The sequence below is a fragment of the Methylobacterium nodulans ORS 2060 genome, assembly GCF_000022085.1.
In the GTDB taxonomy this organism is placed as follows: domain Bacteria; phylum Pseudomonadota; class Alphaproteobacteria; order Rhizobiales; family Beijerinckiaceae; genus Methylobacterium; species Methylobacterium nodulans.
Map to the genome: position 1 here is coordinate 2,197,501 of NC_011894.1, position 22,233 is coordinate 2,219,733.

General features: G+C 68.5%; 22 protein-coding genes and 1 tRNA gene (1 of these 23 only partly in view). 14 read left to right on the forward strand and 9 right to left on the reverse strand.

Features of this window, described 5'->3' with window-relative positions; genetic code table 11:
* Both MNOD_RS10095 and MNOD_RS10100 read right to left on the reverse strand, forming a co-directional pair.
* Positions 1-254 carry the beginning of a pirin family protein gene (locus MNOD_RS10095; RefSeq protein WP_015928764.1) on the reverse strand. Its footprint begins 682 nt before the window's first position, so only the first 254 of its 936 coding nucleotides appear in the window; the start codon lies at positions 252-254; its stop codon lies beyond the left edge, outside the window.
* A 139-nt stretch (positions 255-393) separates the two neighbouring features.
* Positions 394-840: a MarR family winged helix-turn-helix transcriptional regulator gene (locus MNOD_RS10100; RefSeq protein WP_015928765.1), complete on the reverse strand. Its 447-nt coding sequence runs from the start codon at positions 838-840 to the stop codon at positions 394-396.
* Positions 841-917: 77 nt separating this feature from the next.
* On the opposite strand from MNOD_RS10100, the gene MNOD_RS10105 reads away from it, so the two are divergent.
* Positions 918-2,729 carry a chloride channel protein gene (locus MNOD_RS10105; protein ID WP_015928766.1) on the forward strand — a complete coding sequence of 604 codons (1,812 nt, stop codon included), beginning with the start codon at positions 918-920 and terminating at the stop codon, positions 2,727-2,729.
* An 80-nt stretch (positions 2,730-2,809) separates the two neighbouring features.
* Here MNOD_RS10105 and MNOD_RS42865 read toward each other — a convergent pair whose 3' ends face one another.
* The 3 genes from MNOD_RS42865 to MNOD_RS10110 all read right to left on the reverse strand — a co-directional run bounded on the left by MNOD_RS42865 (position 2,810) and on the right by MNOD_RS10110 (position 4,752).
* On the reverse strand, positions 2,810-3,118 hold the full coding sequence (locus tag MNOD_RS42865) for a hypothetical protein (protein WP_015928767.1): 309 nt from the start codon (positions 3,116-3,118) through the stop codon (positions 2,810-2,812).
* 475 nt (positions 3,119-3,593) lie between these two features.
* Positions 3,594-3,995, reverse strand: coding sequence for a hypothetical protein (locus tag MNOD_RS46295; RefSeq protein ID WP_157091418.1), 402 nt, complete (start codon positions 3,993-3,995; stop codon positions 3,594-3,596).
* A gap of 496 nt (positions 3,996-4,491) precedes the next feature.
* On the reverse strand, positions 4,492-4,752 hold the full coding sequence (locus MNOD_RS10110; protein WP_015928770.1) for a hypothetical protein: 261 nt from the start codon (positions 4,750-4,752) through the stop codon (positions 4,492-4,494).
* Between the two features lie 274 nt (positions 4,753-5,026).
* Between MNOD_RS10110 and MNOD_RS10115 the strand changes: the two genes are divergently transcribed.
* Positions 5,027-5,305 carry a hypothetical protein gene (locus MNOD_RS10115; protein WP_015928771.1) on the forward strand — a complete coding sequence of 93 codons (279 nt, stop codon included), beginning with the start codon at positions 5,027-5,029 and terminating at the stop codon, positions 5,303-5,305.
* A 213-nt stretch (positions 5,306-5,518) separates the two neighbouring features.
* On the opposite strand, the gene MNOD_RS10120 is transcribed toward MNOD_RS10115, so the two are convergent.
* Positions 5,519-6,019: a Ros/MucR family transcriptional regulator gene (locus tag MNOD_RS10120; protein ID WP_015928772.1), complete on the reverse strand. Its 501-nt coding sequence runs from the start codon at positions 6,017-6,019 to the stop codon at positions 5,519-5,521.
* A 613-nt stretch (positions 6,020-6,632) separates the two neighbouring features.
* On the opposite strand from MNOD_RS10120, the gene MNOD_RS47965 reads away from it, so the two are divergent.
* The 3 genes from MNOD_RS47965 (at position 6,633) to MNOD_RS10130 (ending at position 8,502) form a co-directional block, all read left to right on the forward strand.
* Positions 6,633-6,785, forward strand: coding sequence for a hypothetical protein (locus tag MNOD_RS47965; protein ID WP_015928773.1), 153 nt, complete (start codon positions 6,633-6,635; stop codon positions 6,783-6,785).
* Between the two features lie 487 nt (positions 6,786-7,272).
* The gene (locus MNOD_RS50295) at positions 7,273-7,839 is read left to right on the forward strand and encodes a lytic transglycosylase domain-containing protein (protein WP_341874485.1); all 567 of its coding nucleotides are present in this window, start codon (positions 7,273-7,275) and stop codon (positions 7,837-7,839) included.
* Between the two features lie 330 nt (positions 7,840-8,169).
* A complete protein-coding gene (locus tag MNOD_RS10130) occupies positions 8,170-8,502 on the forward strand; it encodes a hypothetical protein (protein WP_015928775.1) in 333 nt (110 codons plus the stop codon).
* A gap of 553 nt (positions 8,503-9,055) precedes the next feature.
* Here the strand turns inward: MNOD_RS10130 and MNOD_RS10140 are convergent.
* Positions 9,056-9,132: transfer RNA gene (locus MNOD_RS10140), tRNA-Arg, on the reverse strand.
* Between the two features lie 437 nt (positions 9,133-9,569).
* Here MNOD_RS10140 and pyk point away from each other — a divergent pair.
* Entirely contained in the window at positions 9,570-10,982 is a 1,413-nt protein-coding gene (pyk, locus tag MNOD_RS10145) for a pyruvate kinase (RefSeq protein ID WP_015928776.1), read from the forward strand.
* Positions 10,983-11,584: 602 nt separating this feature from the next.
* Here pyk and MNOD_RS10150 read toward each other — a convergent pair.
* Positions 11,585-12,763: an NnrS family protein gene (locus MNOD_RS10150; RefSeq protein WP_015928777.1), complete on the reverse strand. Its 1,179-nt coding sequence runs from the start codon at positions 12,761-12,763 to the stop codon at positions 11,585-11,587.
* Positions 12,764-12,938: 175 nt separating this feature from the next.
* Here MNOD_RS10150 and MNOD_RS10155 point away from each other — a divergent pair, with 175 nt between their 5' ends.
* The 4 genes from MNOD_RS10155 (at position 12,939) to MNOD_RS10170 (ending at position 16,651) form a co-directional block, all read left to right on the forward strand.
* Positions 12,939-13,331 carry a metal-sulfur cluster assembly factor gene (locus MNOD_RS10155; RefSeq protein WP_244424697.1) on the forward strand — a complete coding sequence of 131 codons (393 nt, stop codon included), beginning with the start codon at positions 12,939-12,941 and terminating at the stop codon, positions 13,329-13,331.
* Between the two features lie 196 nt (positions 13,332-13,527).
* Positions 13,528-14,829, forward strand: a complete 1,302-nt coding sequence (gene hemA, locus MNOD_RS10160) for a 5-aminolevulinate synthase (protein ID WP_015928779.1) — start codon at positions 13,528-13,530, stop codon at positions 14,827-14,829.
* On the forward strand, positions 14,829-15,962 hold the full coding sequence (locus MNOD_RS10165; protein ID WP_015928780.1) for a hypothetical protein: 1,134 nt from the start codon (positions 14,829-14,831) through the stop codon (positions 15,960-15,962). The genes hemA and MNOD_RS10165 overlap by 1 nt, the downstream gene beginning before the upstream one ends.
* Complete coding sequence (locus MNOD_RS10170; protein ID WP_015928781.1) at positions 15,959-16,651, forward strand: NnrU family protein; 693 nt, start codon at positions 15,959-15,961, stop codon at positions 16,649-16,651. Before MNOD_RS10165 ends, MNOD_RS10170 begins: the two co-directional genes overlap by 4 nt.
* A 450-nt stretch (positions 16,652-17,101) precedes the next feature.
* Here the strand turns inward: MNOD_RS10170 and hemN are convergent, their stop codons facing one another.
* Positions 17,102-18,472 (reverse strand): oxygen-independent coproporphyrinogen III oxidase, encoded by a 1,371-nt coding sequence (gene hemN, locus MNOD_RS10175; protein ID WP_015928782.1) that lies wholly within the window; start codon positions 18,470-18,472, stop codon positions 17,102-17,104.
* 193 nt (positions 18,473-18,665) lie between these two features.
* On the opposite strand from hemN, the gene ccoN reads away from it, so the two are divergent.
* From ccoN to ccoP, 4 genes are read left to right on the forward strand one after another with little or no spacing between them, the layout of a single operon-like run.
* Positions 18,666-20,318: a cytochrome-c oxidase, cbb3-type subunit I gene (gene ccoN / locus MNOD_RS10180; protein ID WP_015928783.1), complete on the forward strand. Its 1,653-nt coding sequence runs from the start codon at positions 18,666-18,668 to the stop codon at positions 20,316-20,318.
* A 27-nt stretch (positions 20,319-20,345) separates the two neighbouring features.
* Positions 20,346-21,089 (forward strand): cytochrome-c oxidase, cbb3-type subunit II, encoded by a 744-nt coding sequence (gene ccoO, locus MNOD_RS10185; RefSeq protein WP_015928784.1) that lies wholly within the window; start codon positions 20,346-20,348, stop codon positions 21,087-21,089.
* Positions 21,090-21,093: 4 nt separating this feature from the next.
* Complete coding sequence (locus MNOD_RS10190; protein ID WP_015928785.1) at positions 21,094-21,243, forward strand: cbb3-type cytochrome c oxidase subunit 3; 150 nt, start codon at positions 21,094-21,096, stop codon at positions 21,241-21,243.
* 5 nt (positions 21,244-21,248) lie between these two features.
* A complete protein-coding gene (gene ccoP / locus MNOD_RS10195; RefSeq protein WP_015928786.1) occupies positions 21,249-22,130 on the forward strand; it encodes a cytochrome-c oxidase, cbb3-type subunit III in 882 nt (293 codons plus the stop codon).
* The last annotated feature ends 103 nt before the right edge of the window (positions 22,131-22,233 follow it).

Consider the following 22,233-nt stretch of genomic DNA (forward strand, 5'->3'; position numbering starts at 1 on the left):
TACAGATAGGTCACGGTGGCGAGCCCGATATGCGGATGCGGGCGCACATCGACGCCCTTGCCGGTGATGAATTCGGCGGGTCCGACTTGGTCGAAGAACACGAAGGGTCCGACCATCTGGCGCTTCGGTGATGGAAGGGCGCGCCGGACCTCGAAGTCGCCAAGATCTCGGGCGCGCGGCACGATCAGGGTCTCGATGGCATCGATGCCGACCGCGTCAGGGCAGCCAGGCTCCAGGGCAGGGTTCCAACTCATGGGCTGATCTCGCTCGTTCCGAACGGCCGCCAATGTGCTCCGGCGGGCGGTATCGGTCCACTTGCCCGACCTGCCGGAGCAGATCGCCCGCGAGTACGGCTGATCAGCTTCCCGGGGCGCTCATGGGAAGAGCAATCGATCAGGTCTCCGATGCTCCCGTACGGCTGAGCCGTCCCAGAGCGCGGATCAGGGCCGGCCCCATCGTGCGGAGTTCCTCGAGATGCGCCACCGTCAGCTCGGCCAGCAGGGTTTCGGCCTTGGGCGTGAGGGCAAGCTCCATGCGCCGTCGGTCCTGCGTCCCGCGCGTCTTGGTCAGCAGCCCGGCCTCGGCCATCCGCGTCACCAGCTCGGCCGCCGTGTGAGGCGCCACCAGCAGCTGCTCGGCCAGGAAGCCCACCGTCGGCGGCTCACGGGCGGGATGGCCCGCAATGGCGAGAAGGGCCTGGTGCTGCTGCGGCGGGAGACCCGCCCGCAAGGCCGCCGCCTCACTGAAGGCGAGGAAGCGACGCAGCTGGTAGCGGAACGCCGCGATGGCGGCATATTGCCCCCGAGCCAAGCTCGTCCCCGCCGATCGATCTGCCGTCACCGCATGCGTTCCCGTCCTGGGGCCCTCGACTATATCGTAATACGATGTATATGGCGGCCGCATGCAGAGGGGGAACCATGCACCGGCGCGCATCTGACGCTTCCACGACCGCTCACGGCGCCTCTCAGGGTGCGACGCATCGGCGATCCCTCGCCGACTTCACGACCGATCCCCGCGTCCTGATGCTCATCGCCATGGCGTTGGTGATCGGCACCGGCGGTGCCGTTGCGGCCTGGGGTCTGCTCAAGCTCATCGCCCTCGTCACCAACCTCGCTTGGTTCGGCCGGGTGGATGCGGAGCCGGTCTCGCTCGCTCACGCGGCGCGGACGCCCTGGATGGTTCTCGTTCCTGGGCTGGGCGGCCTCGTGATCGGGCTCATGGCCCGTTTCGGCTCGGAGAAGATCCGCGGGCACGGCATTCCAGAGGCGATCGAAGCCATCTTGATCGGCGGCAGCCGCATGTCGGCCAAGGTCGCTGTCCTCAAGCCCGTCTCCTCCGCCGTCTCGATCGGCACGGGAGGTCCCTTCGGTGCGGAGGGGCCGATCATCATGACCGGCGGCGCCATCGGATCCCTGTTCGCCCAGTTCTTCCACCTGAGTGCGGCGGAGCGGAAGACCCTTCTGGTCGCAGGTGCTGCGGCGGGGATGACGGCGATCTTCGGGACGCCGATCGCGGCGGTGCTGCTGGCCGTGGAACTGCTGCTGTTCGAGTGGCGGCCCCGCAGCTTCATTCCGGTCGCGACCGCGGCCGTCACGGCGATCTGCTGGCGCCCCCTGCTCTTCGAGGCCGGCCCGCTCTTCCCCTTCTCCGCCGATCCGGCCCTGCCCTGGTGGGGATTGGCCGCCTGCGCGGGTCTCGGGGTGCTCGCGGGGCTGCAGTCGGGGCTGCTGACCAAGCTTCTCTACATGTTGGAGGAGGTGTTTGAACGCCTGCCGATCCACTGGATGTGGTGGCCGGCTCTCGGCGGCCTGATCGTCGGCCTGGGCGGGCTGGTGGAGCCGCGCGCACTCGGCGTCGGGTACGACGTCATCGGTGATCTCCTGACGGGCCATCTTCTCGCACAGGCCGTTCTGGCCATCCTGGTGGTCAAGGCGGTGATCTGGCTCGCGGCCCTCTCGTCCGGCACTTCCGGCGGCGTGCTGGCGCCTCTGCTGATCCTGGGCGGTGCCATGGGATGGCTGGTCGGCTCGATGCTGCCCGGCACCCCCGGGTTCTGGGCTCTGCTCGGCATGGCCGCCATGCTGGGTGGGACCATGCGGGCTCCCCTGACCGGAGCGCTCTTCGCGGTGGAACTCACCGGCGACGTGCATATGCTGGCGCCACTGCTTGCCGCGACCGTGGCGGCTTATGCCGTGACGGTCCTGCTCCTCAAGCGCTCGATCCTCACGGAGAAGATCGCGCGACGGGGGCAGCACATCACCCGCGAGTACGGTGTGGATCCCTACGAGCTGACCCGTGTCGCGGAGGTGATGACCCGGAGCGTCGAGGCTCTGAACGCCAGCCTGGCCGTCCGCGAGGCGGTGGCCGTGATCGAGCAGGGCCAGCATCACAGCTATCCGGTCGTGGATGGGCTCGGCCGGCCGGTGGGGCTCGTCTCACGCAGCGATGCACTCGGTTGGAAGGTGGAGGGCGGCCACGAGGGCGAACGCCTCGAGGAGCGGATCTCCGATGCCTCGCTCGCGGTTGTTCATCCGGACGACGTGGTGGCCCGTGCACTCGACCTCATGATGTCGACCGGTCAGGGACGCATTCCGGTGACCGACCCGAAGACGGGAGCCCTGGTCGGGCTGCTCACCCGCAAGGACCTTCTCCAGGTTCGGGCGACGGTCGTTCGGTCGGAGCGGGAGCGGCGGGCCTATTTCAGAAACAGCCAGCGGCGGATGGCATGACCGAATGACGCGGCGATGAAAAGCTGCGAGGCCGATCAATCGATCCGGCAGGCGTGCCACCTCGTTCGCAACGCTGCGAGCTATGAGGCGCCCCAATTCGCAGCCGGTCCATCCGTCAGGACCTGCTCGCGCACCCACGCAACTGCCTCGTCTCTTGAGGCGAAGACCAAGCCGTTGTTCCAGTCTTGGCAGGGGCCGAAGCCAGCCTCCAGAAACCATTTACCATGAAGCTTTTGCTCAAGATCTTGATTTGCGCCGATTTGCACCAGAACGGCAACCAGCTGCTCACGAATAAAAACAAGTGTTCCGTGCTCGCCGCCCATGCCGGTATTCACGGTTACGGCCTGACAATATGCTTCTGTTGCCATCGGCTCAACCAAGGCGATCATCAAGAAGTCGCGGTCGTTTAATTTGTGCGGGACAGGATGGCAATCAGTGCTTTAGCTGAATACCAAACAATACCATCCCTCGAAGCGCGCATGGCCGCACCCGAAAGGTCCATCCTGCCTGTGCCGTCGATGTGCTGTCCTTGGCTCGGAACTTCCGAGTTCTCCCTCATTCCCCTGCGGCCCAGGGCGCTTCCAGCTGCTGGATTGCCAGCATAAGCGCCACCTCTGACGCCTGTGAGCCGCCGACCTGATTGCATCCGGTCGGCGGCTCTCAAGCTTTGATGTGACGCGCTCCCTTGCGCCGAACCGGACTCCACTTCGGCGGGGAGCGCTCCAATCCACCGTCCGCGCCGTCATGCACGCCTGACGCCTCAAGAGCATCCGGTTGCCCCTGTCCGACACGGGCGGGCTCTTCGGGGAGACGAACCTGTCCAAGAGCCGGCGGATGGCTCCGGTCGATTGGGCGCCGTGGTCGCTACTGATATGGCCTTGCCAAGAGGATCGCAGCCCGTATGGCCTGACGCTTCTGGGCGTCGGGCACTCCTTGGTTACCCAGCGCAAGGCGAACGTAGGCGCTCCCCTCGATTGCTGCCGCTATATCTATCAAAATATCATTGCCAATCGGGTGGACGGATGTTGAAGGATCCCTAAAGTATGCGTCGACCGCAGCATCAATGTCTTCATCGCGAATTTTGCGGGCGCCATAATGGTCAAGGACGATTGGGTGGGAAAACATCAAGCATCCTTCCGATCGAGCCAGCAGAATGCTGGAATCCAGAGTGCGTCTTACTTCTTTCTTGGTTCTAGATGAATCTTGATATTGGCCTCCGTAGTGTTGATGCTGGACGACAGCTTCGCTTGAGATGTCGCCGGACAAGTCAGTATCGGTGCCCAGGTGACGGTTTCAGGTATGAAGGCAGCAGCAACGACGCTCCGCTTGCGCGTGCAAGCCTCGCAACCGTCCTCGTTGATGATCCAAACCTCCTGCAATCGTTGTGGCGCAGCTTGGATCGCAGCGATGATGCCATCAGGAGATGTTGAGCAAAAGTACTATTTACGAGAAAAGAAACAATGGCAGCGGTTGCGTTGTGCGCTAATTATCTGGTGATCATTGATATTTGTTATACTCGCTCTGCCAAGCGACAATATCGTCACCTTTGACATCGCGCGCTGGTCGGAGCCGTCCCGCCGGTGGAACTGTCGCGGCGGACGGACGGAGCCCTGCGGTCGGTCTGTGGACGGGCGCCGAGCCCCGCCAGCATGCCAGCCGGGGCGTGCCCGTTCCAGGTCACGCCGGGGTCAGAAGGGCTGCAGCATCTCGTCCCCATGACGAGCGGCAACGCCGATCGGCAGCCGGAAGGCTTCGGAGTGCCTTACCTCTTGTGCAGGCGCCGCTTGTTTGCGCGGACCTTCTTGCGATAGCCGCGCACAACCTTGTGCGCCGAGCCGCCAGTCGCGACCTGCACCGCTGCCTCTCCGGCTGCAGCCACTTTCTCGGTCACCATGAGCTGCGCCTCTGCGACCGCCGCGGGTCCGCCGAGCGCGATCTTGGCGAGGCGCAAGCCGATCACCGTCTGCGCTTCAAGACCGAGCAGAGTCATGTCAACGCCCAGCTTCCACATGGGTCCGAACATCGCAGCGTCTCCTTGGCGATCACGCAGGTCGAGCAGTGACGGCAGCCTATCGCCTGACCTCCCACACCGGCACCCCCCGACACGGTCCCGGCTCGTGCTTCCGGAGCGTCCACGAGTGCTCCTTCATGCCATCCTCCCGCACCTCCGGCACCGGGCAGGGGCAGGGCATCGGCACGCACGGCAGTCGGCCTGGATCATGTCCGGCTTCGGATGCAACCGGAGACCGGCGTGACGGCGTCCCGTGCACGCGCCTGCGGGCCGCAGGCGCACGGCCATGTCCTCGCCATTCTCCCACGGCATGATCGGCAGCCAGTCGGGAGAGCTCATGCGCTACATCATTGCTGGGTCGAACCTCTCCAATTCGGAAAGGCCTGTCGTGACCAACACGGTCGAGACGGCATTCGACGCTCTGCACTTGGTCGGGCAGCTCCAGAGCGATGGGTACCAGGTGCGGATTGCGACATCGGATGGCGACGAGGTCACAACAGAGGACCTGAAAGCCCGTGTCGCTGCAGGTGAGAGACTCTCGGCGGGCGACCGCTTCGCCTGCTGAGGCTTGTGGTAGTCGCAGGTTTTTGCCGGAAGACCGCGGCCATGATCGATGTCTCGACACGACCAAGGTCGGCCGGGAGCAGTTCAGGGCGGCGCGGATGAGATCCTGAGCCCTCGGAACCGCTCCGAGGGACTGCGATGATCCGGAGCATTGTGCAAGCACAGCGACTGACGCCGGCCAGGTTCCGCCACCCGAGCCGGCATTCTTTGCAGGTCAGCGCCGCGTCGAGGCAGACTTGCGCGGGCGCCCGGGCTCCTTCTTCGAGCCGGCGCTCACCGTGGAGCCAGGAGCAGCACGTTTCTCGGCCGCTCTCTGCCGCGAACGGCCCAACCCGTTCGCCTTGGCGAGTTCGGAGCGCCGGGCCGCGTAGTCGGCCGCGACCATGGGGTAGTCGGGGGGAAGGTCCCACTTCTGCCGGTACTGCTGCGGCGTGAGCCCGCGCGTGCGCAGGTGCCGCTTGAGCGACTTGTAGGGCTTGCCGTCCTCCAGGCTGATGATCGCGCCTGGTGTCACCGACTTCCTGATTGGGACCGGCGGGACGGGCCTCTCGGGTTCCGGCTCGGCTGGCCGGCCGAGCTTCCCGAGCTGATCGTACACGCTTCGGATCAGCGCCGTCAGTTCGCCCGGGGGGACGTTGTTGTGAGAGACGTAGGCCGACACGATGTCTGCGGCCATCGCAATCCCGTCGAATGCAGATCTTTCTTCGTCGCTCATGGAAAGTTCCAGGTTGCAAGACATAAGCTATCTGTGGCGGCCATGTGAGCTGATCAACGTGAGTCGACGGCGTTCACGCGGTTTAATCTCTAAAATGCTCAGCTTTCGCTTGTTTGTTCATCTGGATCCGCTGAGAGCGAATGCTGACGGGGAGTGGGGAAGAGCCGCTGTCAATGCGGCTTGAGGGCGTGTTCCGGTAACGGACCGGGCTTCCCCGTCCCGAGCCGATGCCTTTCAGCCGGAGCCGTAGAACGGGGCGGACCGAGCGCGTGTTTACCGAGGCCCCTGCACCCGGCCCGCTGTCCCGCGCCAGGAGGGTGAGTGCAGCGCGGAACAGCGCTGTCCGGAGCGTGGACCCGCAGTCCTTCGATGCGGTGTTCCTGCCCGGCGGAGACGGGCCGCTGTGGGGTGCCGCCATCTGCAAGCCACAAAGCCGATCGGCTCACGCCGGTAGGAACCGATCCGTTGCCTTTGTGGCGCGCGCGCCACATGGGTACCGTTTCCCGTTAGTCTTAACCAGATTTTAACGACCGCGGAGGTTGCGGTCTGCCCCTCTATTGCCCTCTACTTGTATCCCGAGCCCGGGGCGGGGAGCCGAGAAGCAGGGGGGTATATGGAACTGCTGTTGACCGCTGGCGCCGTCATGATGATCGGCGGCGCTCTTCCTCTCTTCCACGGCTACAAGTTCTTGAACCCGCGCGGTTCAGAGACCAATCGCCTCCGGCGCCGAGGCCACCCGATCGCGTGGGACACCCCGACCGGCTGATGATGGGTGCGGGCTGATTCACGCGCCCGCGGCTGCTCGTGGCGTCACTCCAAGCAGGCTTGCGTTGGCGTGCCAATACTTCGCCTGCTTAGGTTTGCGAGCGTGTCGGCTGGAGGACATCCAGGAGACGTGGACACCCTATTCTCCGGAACCGGTTTCCGTCCGGACATCCGATCGTTCAAGGCCTGACGGACTCTCGCAGCGATTCCCCGCCCCCACGCCTGACCGGCGCAGCCTGGACCTCATCATGCGTGCTCTACGGCCAAGGAGTGTGCACGAATACCGGGCCAGCGTGGCGCGGCGCCTGCTGAGGCGGCGAGTTTGCGGAGCCCTGGTGAGCAGACATGCTCTCCTCCAGGCAGGCCTGGCAATATCATTCTTGCTGGCCCCGGCGGGTCTGCTCCCGGATGATCGCGGAGGTGGCTCATCGGATGCCGCTGTTGTCTCGCATCCGCCCGCTCTTGCGGTCGTCGTCCCGCGCATCGTGGTGGACACCCTGCCGGGTGGCCCGGCCCACCTGTATGCGAGCCGGGCTCTGGCGAACACCGACGCGGCACCGGGCGCGCAACTGATTCTCCTGACCGTTGAGGATGCGTGGTCGGCAGCCTTCTTCGGCGACAAGCAGCGCATGACGGAGTTCATCGAGCGCTCGGCGGTGGCCAACGGCCTCCCGGCCGAGTTCCTGCTGCGGCTGCTGAAGCAGGAGAGCGGCTTGAACCATCAGGCGGTCAGCCGCGCAGGGGCACAGGGCATCGCTCAATTCATGCCGGCAACCGCCGGCGAGCGCGGGCTGCTCGATCCCTTCGACCCGTTCGAGGCGATCCCGAAATCGGCGGAACTCCTGCGCGAGTACCGGACCCGCTTCGGCAGCCTCGGCCTGGCCGCAGCGGCCTACAATGCGGGTCCGCGACGGGTGAGAGACTGGCTTGAGGGTCGCTCGGTTCTGCCGAAGGAGACACGCGATTACGTGACGAAGATCACGGGGCGGACGGCAGACGAATGGCGCGTCAACGGGGATGGTTTCGCCTTCGCGGGCTGGGGCAACGCTCCATGAGAGTGAGGATCACGCCGCAATCGATGCGGGTTCGATCCTCCCTGTCGCGCGATGCCGATCCTGAGCGCATCACCGCGATGCGTCGGTCTCGCCGATGTTCCGGCCGATGCCCGCAGGCCGGCATGCATCCCTCGGGCAGGCGGACGGCTGTTGCCACCCGGGCCCCGGCATCGTTGCGGCAGCGAACGCCGCACAGCTCCATGAGCCGCCGGCACGACGCATGGAGCGCTCAACATGTCGCAGGACACGCTGTGCGTTGCGGCACGTCAAAGCATCAGAGCCATCACCATCTAGTTTCCTGTGGCCTCATACGGCCCGGGTTTTACGATCATGAATACGCTCATCCCGTGCACCAGCGGATGGTCAGCCGTCGAGATGGACTACTGTACCGCTGGCAGCATCCCGTTCATCAAAGTCTCCGGCCTGGTCCAAACCGCCAAGGAGGACGAAGGGGTCTACCTCGACGAGGTCGTCCTGCCGGAAGTTGGTACCGATACGCTGGTGTTGTGCTTAAAAGGATCTCACTGTGCCATCGACGAGAAAACGGCCGTGCTTCGTGCCGTGAAGTTCAAGAAGGTGGAGAAGCACAGGAAGTACAACAAGGTTGTGATTCTCTGGAACGGTACGACGATCCACAGCCTAGGGATCGCTCGGCCGCTCTAGGGGCCGTTGACAATCACCGCAGCGCCCTCCTGATGGCGGCGAGATAGATGAAAGACGCAAAGCTCTCATCTGTCTTGTCATAACGGGTCGCCACGCGGTGCGACTGCTTCAGATCGCAGAACAAGCACGCAGGCTAGAGCGAGCCTCACTTCACGTAGCCCTTGGCCTTCAGGTGCTCGGCCACCACCTCGCGAATGGGGCGTGGCGAGGCCTCCTGGCTCCGCCGGAACGGGTTCTGGACGGTGGTGCTTGCAGCGCCTGCGGCAGCGCTGGGCCGGCGGTCAGCAGGCACGTGCCGTGAGGACCAGGAGCCGCTTGGTGCAGCCCTCTGCCGGGCCTTCCACGTGGCCTCGCGCCACTCGTCCACGAGGGCTCGAAACGCCATTCCCGCCCGAGCCCGTTTCGTGTTGCATCCGTGTTGCACGGAGCAACCGATGCCTGCCCGTAACCCATTGTAAATGCTGGGATCGTGTTGCAGGCGGTTGCAACACGGAATGGGCAGGGGAGGGACATGAAAATGCCCACTAAGTCATTGACCGAGCGGGCGTTTTAGTGGCGACCCCGGTAGGGCTCGAACCTACGACCTGCCGCTTAGAAGGCGGCTGCTCTATCCAGCTGAGCTACGGGGCCGGCGCCGAATCCCTGGTAGCAAGCCCCTCCGCGGGCGTCCACAAGAGACTCTTCCGACAGGCGTTTCCCCTCTGTCAATCAGCGTTCAAAAGGGACCCAGGATTGGAGTGGGCCCCTCGAGGCGGACGGATCGGAATTGAAGGATTGACCGTGATTGGTCCTGACCTGCGAAAGTGGTCCGGGGTGCATCCATGCCCTGGCCCGCGAGGTCGGCCGGGTGATGGCCGGGCGGAGATCGCCGGAGCTATCATCGCCCCGGACACCGGGTCCCGAACGGCGGCGCTGGGGCTGTCCTTCGCCGAGAGCCTCGAGCGCCGGGCACGGGGAGGCGTTGGGCGACCCCGTCGTCACAGGCCCGACTCAAACCAACCGCAACGATGCCGTCCTGGGCGTCCGACCCGGTCCAGCAGAGGCGGCCTGACAAGGCCGAACCCACCATGCGCCGTCACCGCCGTGCCAAGATCGTCGCCACCGTGGGCCCCGCGAGTGCGGCGCCCGATAAGCTGCGGGCCCTGTTCCTCGCGGGCGTCGACACCTTCCGCCTGAACTTCAGCCATGGCCTGCAGGAGGACCATGCCCGGGTCCATGCCGCCATCCGGGCGCTGGAACAGGAGGTCGGCCGCCCGATCGGCATCCTGCAGGACCTGCAGGGGCCCAAGATCCGGATCGGCACCGTCAAGGACGGCCGGCTCGAGCTTGCGGCGGGCGAGACCGTGCGCTTCGTGCTCGCGGGCAGCGAGGGCGACCAGCAGGCCATCCCGCTGCGCCACCCGGAGATCTTCGCGGCCGCCGCGCCGGGCCAGGATCTGCTGATCGACGACGGCCGGGTGCGGGTGCGGGTGGTTGGTCTCGAAGCCGACGCGCTCACCGCGGAGGTGATCACCGGCGGGCCGATCTCCAACCGCAAGGGCGTCAACCTGCCGGGCACCCTGCTCGACCTCTCGCCGCTGACGCCCAAGGATCGGGCGGATCTCGCCTTCGGGCTGGAGCTGGGCGTCGACTGGGTCGCGCTCTCCTTCGTGCAGAAGCCCTCCGACCTGGTGGAGGCGCGCGCGCTGATCGGGGAGCGCGCCGGCATCATGGCCAAGATCGAGAAGCCGCAGGCGCTGGAGCGGCTCGAGGACATCATCCGGCTGTCCGATGCCGTGATGGTGGCGCGCGGCGATCTCGGCGTGGAGATCCCGCACGAGGAGGTGCCGGGCCGCCAGAAGGAGCTGATCCGGGCCTGCCGGCTGGCGGTCAAACCGGTGGTGGTGGCAACCCAGATGCTCGACTCGATGGTGGCGGCGCCGGCCCCGACCCGGGCCGAGGCCTCGGACGTGGCCACCGCGATCTACGACGGGGCGGATGCGGTGATGCTCTCGGCGGAGTCGGCCACCGGGCGCTATCCGGTCGAGGCGGTGGCGATGATGGACCGGATCATCCGCAGCGTGGAGGGGCACAAGCTGTACCGCTCGATCGTCGCGGCCTCCGAGCCCGTCGTGGAAGAAACCCCGCCGCATGCGGTGGCGACGGCCACGGCGACGCTGGCCGAGGCGGTGCAGGCCAGCGCGATCGTGACCTACACGACCAGCGGCACGACCACGGCGCGGGTTGCGCGCAAGCGGCCGGCGGTGCCGATCCTGGCGCTGACCCCGAGCCTGGCGACGGCGCGGCGGCTGTGCCTGATGTGGGGGGCGCACAGCGTGCACACGGACGACGTCGATTCCTACGAGGAGATGACGAGCAAGGCCGCGCACGCGGCGCAGCAGGAAGGGTTCGCCCAGGCCAACGACCTCGTCATCACCACGGCCGGCATTCCCTTCCACACTGCTGGAAACACCAACAACATCCGTGTGATCCAGATCTGAATCAAAACCGGCTCTGCGGGCGAGATGGAGCATGCGACGCCGAGGCGCTCGCTCCGTCTCGATCGAACCTGAGGTGCGTGGAGGCCACCCTGCTCCTCATGCCGAGGTGGCGGCAATCGAAGAGCGCCCAGCATCTTGCAATAGTTATAATAGCGCTCTGGAATTAAGGTGCTCAGCATAAGGAGCGGGGCGGCTTCCACGGACCTCAGGTTCGATTGAGACCGCGGCAGCCCAGGCGAGGGTGTCTGCCTGACACGTCCGGAGACGATCGATGATCGCCTCGCCCGGCCTCCCATCGCCCGCTCTCCCTTTCCCGGGCGCATTCCGCTGACGCTGCAGTCGTCCGGGACAGAGGAAGCGGGAAGGGGCGGAGACCCTGCGATCCGGTCTGCGAATGCTCGTTCGGAGACCGCCTCATCGCGCTCCTTAAGCGAAGCCGACATTCGCATGGCGCAGCCATCAACCGGATGTCGGATGAGTTCACCATCGGCCTTGCCGACCCTGGCCGATGAAACCGCCGCTGCCCCAGAAGGAAGCGCTCATTCAGCCGCGGTTTCATCCGTCAGGGTCGGCAAGGCCGACGGTGAACCCACCTGTTTCCGTCACTTGGCCTTGGGCCCGGTCAATACGCCCCAGTAGGCGGCCGCAAAGCCCAGGAACGCCGCGGCCCACAGCGCCCCGGCGACGGGCAGGAGGACGCCGAACCAGGCCGGATGGATCGAGGCGCAGATGCGCGCCAGCACCGACGCGGTGACGACGGCGTAGACGGCCTGGATTGCCGGTGACGCGACCAGGGGGCGGCCGGTATGCCCGAGGCTCGCGCGCGACATGACGGCGAGCGTCATGACCCCGATGGCTCCCCCGGACCAGGCATGGATGCCGGCTCCGGGCGGCACGAGCCCGAGCGCGGCAAGGCCGACCAGGATGAAGCCCAGGGGGACGAAGCCGTAGGCGACGTGCAGGATCAGGACGAGGCGGTCGCGCCAGGTGCGGTCCCCGGCCCAGCGGGCGAGGCGCGCGGCCTGCAGCAGCCCCGAGGCGACGAGCGCGGCACCGGTCACGGCTCGGTCCGGCGCGGCGACCCAAGCGGCGAGCGCGGCGATCGCGAAGGCCATCGAGACCACGTCGAAGCTGCCGACCGGTGCGGGCAGCCGCCCCGGATTCTCGCGGGACAGCCAATTCCGGGTGAAGCTCGGCACGATGCGGCCGCCGATCAGCATGACAAGCACCAGCGTCGCGGCGATGCCGATCCGGGTGCCGTACTCCGCCAAGCCCCGGACATGCGCCTCCGCGTGGAAGAGTGCGTTGCCGCAAAGGAGCACGCCGAGAACGGCGAGGACCTTCAGGTTCCGCCAGTTGCGGCCGGCGACGATCTCGCGGGCAACCGCGGCGGTCAGGAGCAGGAGGAACGACAGGTCGGTCAGCGCGGCGGGGAGCCAGCCGATTCCGGCCGATGATCCGACCGCGATCCGCCCGGCCGCCCATGTGGCGACGAGGACGAGGAGAGGAAGGCCCTGGAGCGGCAGCCGGCCGGTCCAGTTCGGGACCGCCGTCAGCAGGAAGCCGGCCACGACCGCGCCGACATAGCCGTAGAGCATCTCGTGGACGTGCCAGTCCCGCGCCGCGAAGGCAGTCGGCAGCATCAGGTCGCCGCTGAACATCGGTAGCCAAGCGAGCACCGCCAGGCCGGCATACAGGGAGGCCAGCAGGAAGAAGGGCCGGAAACCGTAGGACAGGATCGGGGGCCCGTCATAGGGACGAAGCCGCGGGATCGGAGCCATCGTCTGCTTCCCCGTCGCGGTGAGCCGCCATGGCGCCACGAGGCGCCGGCGGCAGCCTGCACGCTAACAGGCGGGATGGCGGGGCGGGTTTGACTCAGATCAAGGCCGGGGCCGGCGCGCGTCACATCCTGGGGAGAGTCCACGAGCGGACGGGGGCTTGGCGATGCTATCATGGTTGAGGGACCGCGCGGCGCGGCACCTGCCCGGACAGGCCGCCGGGAACGCCGACGCTGCCGCCAGCGAGGATCCTGCTCCCCTCGATCCCGAGGTGCTGGACTGCCTCATGGACCTGGTCGACCCGGAGGTCGGCGTCAGCGTGGTCCATCTCGGCCTCGTCTACCGGGCCGTTCGGACGCCCGGGCGGATCGAGGTCGACCTGACGCTGACGACGCGGACCTGCCCGCTCGGCGCGGTGCTCGTGGAGGGCGCCCGCGAGCACCTCAGGCACCGCTTCAACGATTGCCTGACCCTCGCCGTGAGGCTCGTCTGGAGCCCGACCTGGACCCCCGACCGGATCACCGATCAGGGCCTGGCGCTCCTCGGCCATCCGCCCCGGCACCTGTCCTGACGGGCGGCGCCGGCGGCAGGCGCCCCGCGGCATCGCGTGTCATGGATCGGTGGGTTGATCGAGATCAACGCTGGCCGGCTTCGCGACGGGCAGGGTCAAGACGGGTTGCCCGGCCGGATGCGCTCGCCGGTGCGGCCGCCTTGCCGGGAATTCCGCTCCTGTCGAGCGGCCGGGACGCCAAGCCGAGGACACCACCATGACACATGCCTGCGCGTCTGCCACGACGGCCCGCCTCGCCGCCTTGTGCGGCGGCAGGAGCGGTCCCGACTACCAGGCCATTTTCCGGGGCGCGCTTGATCGACTGCACGGCGAGCGGCGCTACCGGGTCTTTGCCGATATCGAGCGCATCGCCGGCCGCTTTCCGGCGGCGCGCTGGCGCCAGCCGGACGGCTCGAGCCGCGAGATCACGGTGTGGTGCTCGAACGACTATCTGGGCATGGGCCAGCACCCGGCGGTGGTGCAGGCCCTCACCGAGACCGCCCGGCGCTGCGGGGTCGGCGCGGGCGGCACCCGCAACATCGCGGGCACCACCTCGCCGCTGGTCGATCTGGAGCGCGAGCTGGCCGACCTGCACGGCAAGGAGGCGGCCCTGGTCTTCACCTCGGGCTACGTCTCCAACCAGACCGGCATCGCCACCCTGGCCCGGCTGATCCCGCACTGCCTGATCCTGTCGGACGCCTACAACCACAACTCGATGATCGAGGGCGTGCGCCAGTCCGGCTGCGAGAAGAAGATCTTTCGCCACAACGACCTCGGCCATCTCGAGGCGCTGCTGCGCGAGGCGGGCGCGCGGCCCAAGCTGATCGTGTTCGAGAGCGTCTACTCGATGGACGGCGACGTGGCGCCGATCGGCGCGATCTGCGACCTGGCCGAGCGCTACGGGGCGCTGACCTATATCGACGAGGTGCACGCGGTCGGGCTGTACGGGCCGCGCGGGGCCGGCATCGCCGAGCGGGACGGGGTGATGCACCGCCTCGACGTGATCGAGGGCACGCTGGCCAAGGGCTTCGGGGTGGTGGGCGGCTACATCAGCGGCACGGCGGCGATGTGCGACGCGGTGCGCAGCCATGCGCCGGGCTTCATCTTCACCACCGCGCTGCCGCCGGCCATCGCGGCGGCGGCGAGTGCCTCGATCCGGCACCTGAAGCGGTCGGGCGCGGAGCGCGAGGCGCATCAGCGGCAGGCGGCGCGCACCAAGGCGGCGCTGGCGGCGGCGGGGCTGCCGGTGCGGGCGACCGAGACGCATATCGTGCCGGTGATGGTGGGCGATGCCGAGCGCTGCAAGGCGGCGGCGGACCGGCTGCTGGAGCGGCACGGCATCTACATCCAGCCGATCAACTATCCGACCGTGCCGCGCGGCACCGAGCGCCTGCGCATCACGCCGACCCCGTTCCATGACGAGGCGCAGATCGCCCGCCTGACCGAGGCGCTGCTCGAGGTGTGGCAGGCCCTCGACCTCCCCCGCGCCGGCACCCCCGTCGTCGAAGCCGCCGCGTGATGGTCCCGCATCCGGGCGCGGACTCCCGCGCTCCTGCGCGCCCGGCCGAGTTCGCGCTGTCCCGCCTGCCCATCCTCGCATCGGCTGCGGCGGCCTTGCTCGCCGGGCTCTGCGCGGGTCTGTGGCGCCTGGGCTGGGACCTGCCCCATGGAGCGTCCCTCGCCGAACTCCACGGCCCGCTCCTGATCTCCGGCGTGTTCGGCACCCTGGTCGGGCTGGAGCGGGCCGTCGCGCTCGGACGCGCCTGGGCCTATGCGGGACCCATCCTGTCCGGGGCCGGGACGGTCGCGCTTCTCGCCGGCGCACCGGCCACGGCCGGCGGCTGGACCTATGTCGCGGCAGCCTCCGTCCTCACGGCCGCTTCGCTCCTGGCCCTGCGCCAGCAGCCCGCCGCGTTCACCGGCTCGCTCGCGGCAGGCGCCGCGGCATGGCTTGTCGGCAGCCTGCTCTGGGCTCGCGGCGCCGCGATCCCCGATCTGGCGGGATGGTGGCTCGCCTTCCTGGTCCTGACCATTGCGGGGGAGCGCCTGGAACTCAGCCGGCTCCTGCCGCGCAGGCGCGGCAGCCTCCCGCTCTATCTGCTCGCGGCCGGCCTCCTCCTGGCTGGCGTCGCCCAGAGCCTGATCGTCGCCACGGGCGCCCGGCTCTCGGGCCTCGGCCTCGTCGCGCTCACGACATGGCTCGCTCGGCACGACGTCGCCACCCGAAGCATCCGGGGCCGGGGGCAGGCCCGCTTCATGGCCGCCTGCATGCTCGCCGGCTATGTCTGGCTCGGCGCTGCGGGCCTGCTTCTCGTCGCGCAACCGCCGGGCGAGGCCATCTTCGGGTACGACATGGCCCTGCACGCGGTCCTGATCGGGTTCGTGCTGTCGATGGTGTTCGGGCACGCCTTGATCATCCTGCCGGCGGTGGCCCGAATCCGGGTCCGTTACGCCCCCGTCCTCTACATTCCGCTGGTCCTGCTGCATGCCTCGGTGGCGCTCCGGGTCGGCGCAGACCTCTTCGCATGGGGTTCCGGTCGTCGCTGGAGCGGGGTGATCACCGGCCTGGCCCTCCTGGGCTTCGTCCTCGCCGTCATCGCAGCGGCCGCGGCGAGGCCGCGGGGTCGCGAAGCCTCGGGGGCGGCCGCATGATCGAGTTCGCCGTGGCCCTGGCCGCCTTCCTGGCGGCCCATTCGATTCCGGCCCTTCCGAGCGTGCGAGGCCGGCTCGTCGCGCTCCTGGGACGGGTTCCATACCTCGCCGCATATTCCGTCCTGTCGCTCGTCCTGCTCGCATGGCTGGTCGATGCCGCGCGGCGTGCCGACACGGTCACGCTGTGGGAGCCGGCGCGATGGCAATGGTGCGTGACCCTCGCCCTCATGCCGTTCGCCCTGTTCTTCCTGACTTCCGGCCTGTTCGCGGCGAATCCGCTATCCGTGTCGCTCCGCTCCGGTGCGAAGCCGGGCGCGATCGTCGCCATCACCCGCCATCCCCTGATCTGGGGCTTCCTGGTCTGGGCCGTCGCCCATATCCCGCCGAACGGCGATCTCGTCTCGGTCGTGCTGTTCGGAGGCTTGGCGGCATTCTCGCTGGCCGGCCTCGTCCTGCTCGATGCGAAGGCGAAGCGGCGGCTCGGTGCGGAGCGCTGGCGGGCGATGAGCCAAGCTACCTCGGTCGTCCCCTTCGCCGCCTTGCTGACCGGACGCGCGACCATCGGCCCGGCTCGCGCGCTGGTGGCCGCGGCGGTCCTGGCGATGGCCGTCTACGCCTGGTTCCTGGTGCAGGGCCACGCACTCCTGATCGGCCCCGACCCGCTCGCGATGCTCCGGGCGCTGGATTGATCCCAACAGCCCGAGCTGCCGACGCATCGGCCGTCGACCCATCGCGAAAGGTCGATGCCAAGCCTCCGGCCGGGCGACCATTCGAGACCAGAACCAACGGTCATCGAGAAGGCCCATGAGTTCGCCACCAGCTGGGCCGATCCCGACGGATGAACCGGCGGAATGAGCGCTCCTTTCTGTGGCAGCCAACCCCGGCCCTCATGCTGAGGTGCTTGCGCAGCAAGCCTCGAAGCACGCCTGAACGCTGGTCCGAGGCTGTGGTGGGTGGGAGCACCGGTCCGGGGTGCTTCGAGGCTGCTACGCAGCACCTCAGCATGAGGAGCGGGGTTGGCTGCCACGCAGGTCAGGCATTCGGGCCCTCCGAAGCTCGCCGGTCTCCTCGCATCCATCCGCCGCCGCGCGCATCCAGCCGGCCTCCAGGGGCGGGGCCCCGGCAGGACGGACCCGTCGTCAGATGCTGGCCGAGTGCCGGCCCGGTCCCCGGGATAGCCGTGCGTCGAACACCGCGCTCGCGGACCGGACGAGGGTGCGCATGGCGTCGGGAACCTCGATGCGGTTGCCCACCCGATGCACGACGCCCGTGCAGGCCAGGTCGTCGAGCATGGCGAGCTCCCGCTCGAACACCGCTGCGGCCGCGACGCCGTGACGGTCGCAGATCGCATCGAGATCGGCGGCGAAGTCGCACATCAGGCGCTCGATCACCTCCCGGCGCAGGCGGTCCTCCGGCGTCATCACGAGGCCGCGCGCCGTCGCGAGGCGGCCCTGCCGCACCGCATCCTCGTAGGCTGCGATGTCCGCCAGGTTCTGCGCATAGCCCTGGGGCAGGCTGGAGATGGCCGATGCCCCGAACCCGATCAGTGTCCCGGTCGCGTCCGTCGTATAGCCCTGGAAGTTCCGGCGCAGCCGACCGGCCGCCATCGCCAGGGCCAGCGGGTCGTCCGGCCGCGCGAAGTGGTCGAGCCCGACGCGCACATACCCTGCCCGGCCGAGCTGCAAGGCGGCTGCCTCGAATTGCGCGAGGCGCTCGCGGGTGCCGGGCATCGCCGCCTCCGGAAGGGCGCGCTGGTGCGGCTTCATCCAGGGGACGTGGCCATAGCCGAATACCGCGACCCGGTCCGGGGCGAGGCCGACCACGTGGTCGACCGTGGCGACGACGTTCTCCACCGTCTGGTGCGGCAGCCCGTACATCAGGTCGACATTCACCGCGTCGATGCCGGAGAAGCGCAGCCATTCGACGACCCGGGCGGTCTCTGCCACGGACTGGATGCGCCGGATCGTGCGCTGGACCTCCGGGTCCAGACTCTGCACCCCCAGGCTCGCCCGGGTGACGCCAATAGCCGCGAGGGTCTCGACATGGGCCGGCGTCAGCGTGCGGGGGTCGATCTCGACCGCGATCTCGATGTCCGGGGCGAAGGCGAAGCGACCGCGCAGGCGCTCGACCAGGCGGCGCATGTCGGAGCCGCGCAGCATGGTCGGGGTGCCGCCACCCCAGTGAAGGTGCCGGAGGGTCGGCCGGCCCGCGAGCCGGTCCGATACCAGGTCGATCTCGCGCTCCAGCGCCGCGACGTAAGCCTCGACCGGGCCGTAGCGGCGCACCACCTTGGTGTGGCAGCCGCAATAGAGGCAGAGCTCCGCGCAGAACGGCACGTGGATATAGGCGGAGAATTCCTCGCCGTCGCGCAGGCTCCCCAGCCACGCGCCGACGCTGTCGGGGCCGACATCGGACGTGAAGTGCGGGGCGGTGGGATAGCTGGTGTAGCGCGGGACGCGCTCGCCGCCGAGGCGGTCGATCAGGTCGGGGGTCATGGGCTCGGGGGTCATGGGCGCAGGCTGCGCCGCGAGCGGGGAGGGCGCCTTGAGCTAAATCAAGCCGCCGGCCGGCGATGCCGATCCTGCATCCGCCCGGGGCGCCGGCTCGTCGGGCGTCCGCTTGATCCACATCAAGGCCGGGGGGCGGGGCGTGCCGGATAAGCGCTGGTCCGCGCGGCGATCCGCGCCTTCCCGCGAGCGAGCCATGGCCTCAGCCCCTGCCAGCAAATACATGACCGAGGGCGAGGCCGGCCTCAGCGCGGCCCTCGCCCTCGGCTTCCTCCTCAGCCTGGTCGCCGCCGCCAAGGCCGTCGACGCCCCCTTCGCCGCCCACGCCCTGCTGTTTGCCGCCGCCAGCGCCGCCGGCCTCCTCGCCATCCTGCGCCGCTACGCCGCCCGCGGGCCCGATCCCATCCCGCAGGAGATCGCCGGCAAGCCCAACTACGCGCTCGGCCCCATCAAGGTCGCCGCCCTCGCCGCCCTCGGCTGGGGCCTCGCCGGCTTCCTGGTCGGCTGCCTGATCGCCTTCCAGCTCTGGGCCCCCGCCCTCAATCTCGGCCTCGACGCCACCACCTTCGGCCGCCTGCGCCCGCTGCACACCTCCGCGGTGATCTTCGCCTTCGGCGGCAACGTGCTCATCGCCACCTCCCTCTACGTCGTGCAGCGCACCTGCCGGGTCCGGCTCGCCGGCGACCTCAGCCCCTGGTTCGTCGTGCTCGGCTACAACCTGTTCATCGTGATGGCCGCCACCGGCTACCTGATGGGCGTCACCCAGTCCAAGGAATACGCCGAGCCCGAATGGTACGCCGATCTCTGGCTCACCCTCGTCTGGGTCGTCTATCTCCTCGTCTTCCTGGCCACCCTGCGCAAGCGCAAGGAGCCCCACATCTTCGTGGCCAACTGGTTCTATCTCGCCTTCATCGTCACCATCGCGATGCTCCACATCGTCAACAACCTCGCGCTCCCGGTCTCGCCGTTCGGCTCCAAGTCCTACCCGATCTTCTCCGGCGTCCAGGACGCGCTGATCCAGTGGTGGTACGGCCACAACGCCGTCGGCTTCTTCCTCACCGCCGGCTTCCTCGCCATCATGTACTACTTCATCCCGAAGCGGGCCGCGCGGCCGATCTATTCCTACCGGCTCTCCATCATCCACTTCTGGGCCCTGATCTTCATGTACATCTGGGCCGGGCCGCACCACCTGCACTACACCGCGCTGCCCGACTGGGCCCAGACGCTCGGCATGACCTTCTCGGTCATGCTGTGGATGCCCTCCTGGGGCGGCATGATCAACGGCCTGATGACCCTCTCGGGCGCCTGGGACCGCTTGCGCACCGACCCCATCCTGCGCCTGATGGTGGTGTCGCTGGCCTTCTACGGCATGGCGACCTTCGAGGGCCCGCTGATGTCGGTCAAAGCCGTCAACGCGCTCAGCCACTACACCGACTGGACCATCGGCCACGTGCATGCCGGCGCGCTCGGCTGGGTCGCCTACATCTCGTTTGGCGCCCTCTACTGCCTGGTGCCCTGGCTGTGGAACCGCCGCGAGGTCTATTCCCTGCGCCTGGTCGAGTGGCACTTCTGGCTCTCGACGCTGGGCATCGTGCTCTACATCTGCTCGATGTGGGTCGCCGGCATCATGCAGGGCCTGATGTGGCGGGCCTACAACAGCTTCGGCTTCCTCGAATACTCCTTCGTCGAGACGGTCGCGGCGATGCAGCCCTACTATCTGGTGCGGGCGCTCGGCGGCACGCTGTTCCTGATCGGCGCGCTGATCATGGCCTACAACCTCGCCATGACCATCCGCGGCCGGGAAGCCCCCGCCCCCGTCCCCGGCGCCGCCCTCGCGCCGGCCGCCTGATCCCCTCGCACACGAAAGACCCCGGCCATGGCCCTCGCCCCGCCCGGCCTCTGGAAGAGGCACGAGCTCTTCGAGACCAACTCCATCCTGCTGCTGCTCGGCACCCTGCTCGTGGTGGCGCTCGGCGGCCTGATCGAGATCGTGCCGCTGTTCTACCTCAAGAGCACCATCGAGACGGTCGAGGGCGTGCGGCCCTACACGCCGCTCGAACTGGCCGGCCGCAACATCTACGTGCGCGAGGGCTGCTATCTCTGCCACAGCCAGATGATCCGGCCGCTGCGCGACGAGGTCGAGCGCTACGGCCATTTCTCGCTCGCCGCCGAGAGCCTGTACGACCATCCCTTCCAGTGGGGCTCGAAGCGCACCGGGCCGGATCTCGCCCGGGTCGGGGGCAAGTATTCGGACGAGTGGCACCGCGAGCATCTGCGGGATCCGCGCGCGGTGGTGCCCGGCTCGATCATGCCGGCCTATGCCTTCCTGGAGCGGCCGCTCGAGGCCGAGGCCATCGCGGACGACCTCGTGGCCCAGCGGCGGCTGGGCGTGCCCTACAGCCCGGCGATGATCGCCCGGGCCCGCGCCGACCTGCACGCCCAGCTCGATCCGGACGGCCCGGGCGCCGCCGGGCTGCAGCAGCGCTATCCCGGGGCGGGGCTGCACCGGCCCGGCGGGCGCGGCCCGGTGAGCGAGCTCGATGCCCTGGTCGCCTACCTGCAGGTGCTGGGCACCATGGTGGATTTCAAGCTCTACGACGCGCAGCAGAACCTGAGGTGATGCCGTGAGCTACGATCTCGCCGCCCGCTTCGCGCAGACCAGCGGCCTTCTCTACTTCGTGGGGCTGTTTGCCGGCGCCCTCCTGTACGCGCTGTGGCCGCGCCACCAGGGCCGGTTCGACGCCGCCGCCCGCCTGCCGCTGGATGAGGAGTGAGCCCCATGGCCGACGCATCCCCTTCCTCCGCGGACCGGCCCGGCGCCCCCGCCACCACGGGGCACGAGTGGGACGGGATCCGGGAATACAACAACCCGCTGCCGCGCTGGTGGCTGTACGGGCTGTACGCGACGATCGTCTGGGCGGTGGGGTACTGGATCGCCTATCCGGCCTGGCCGCTCGTGGCCGATCACAGCCGCGGGCTGCTGGGCTATTCGAGCCGGGCGGCGGTGCTGGCGGAGCTGGCGCAGACCCGGCAGGCGCGGGCGCTGCTGGGCCAGGACCGGCTGGCGGCGGCGGAGCTGGGCGCGATCGCGGCGGATCCGGGGCTGCGGGCGCTGGCGCAGGCCACCGGCCAGGCGGCGTTCGGGGACAATTGCGCGGGCTGCCACGGCAGCGCGGCCACGGGCCGGCTGGGCTATCCGAACCTGCAGGACGACGACTGGCTCTGGGGCGGGACGCTGGAGGAGATCGCCCGGACGATCCGGGTGGGGATCCGCTCGGGCCATGCCGAGACCCGCGCGGGCGAGATGCCGGCCTTCGGGCGGGACGGGCTCTTGACGCGGGCGGAGATCGCGACGGTGGCCAACTACGTGCTGTCCTGGTCGGGCCGGGCCTTCGCCGCGGATCTGAGCCTGGCCACGGGCGCCGAGCTCTTCGCCCAGAACTGCGCGGCCTGCCACGGCGAGCAGGGCCGGGGCAATCCGGAGCTCGGCGCGCCGAACCTGACCGATGCGGTCTGGCTGTACGGCGCTGCGCCCCCGCAGGTGACGGCGACGATCAGCGGCGGCCGCGCGGGGGTGATGCCGAGCTGGGAGGGCCGGCTCGACACCGCCACCATCAAGTCCCTCGCCGTCTACCTGCACAGCCTCGGCGGCGGGAAATAACACCACCGGTCATTGGACATGACCGTTGGTATCCGCCCCTGTCCCGGGCGCATGCAGCGCCAGCGGAATGCGACCCGGGACCCAGCACGAGAGCTCGCCGCGG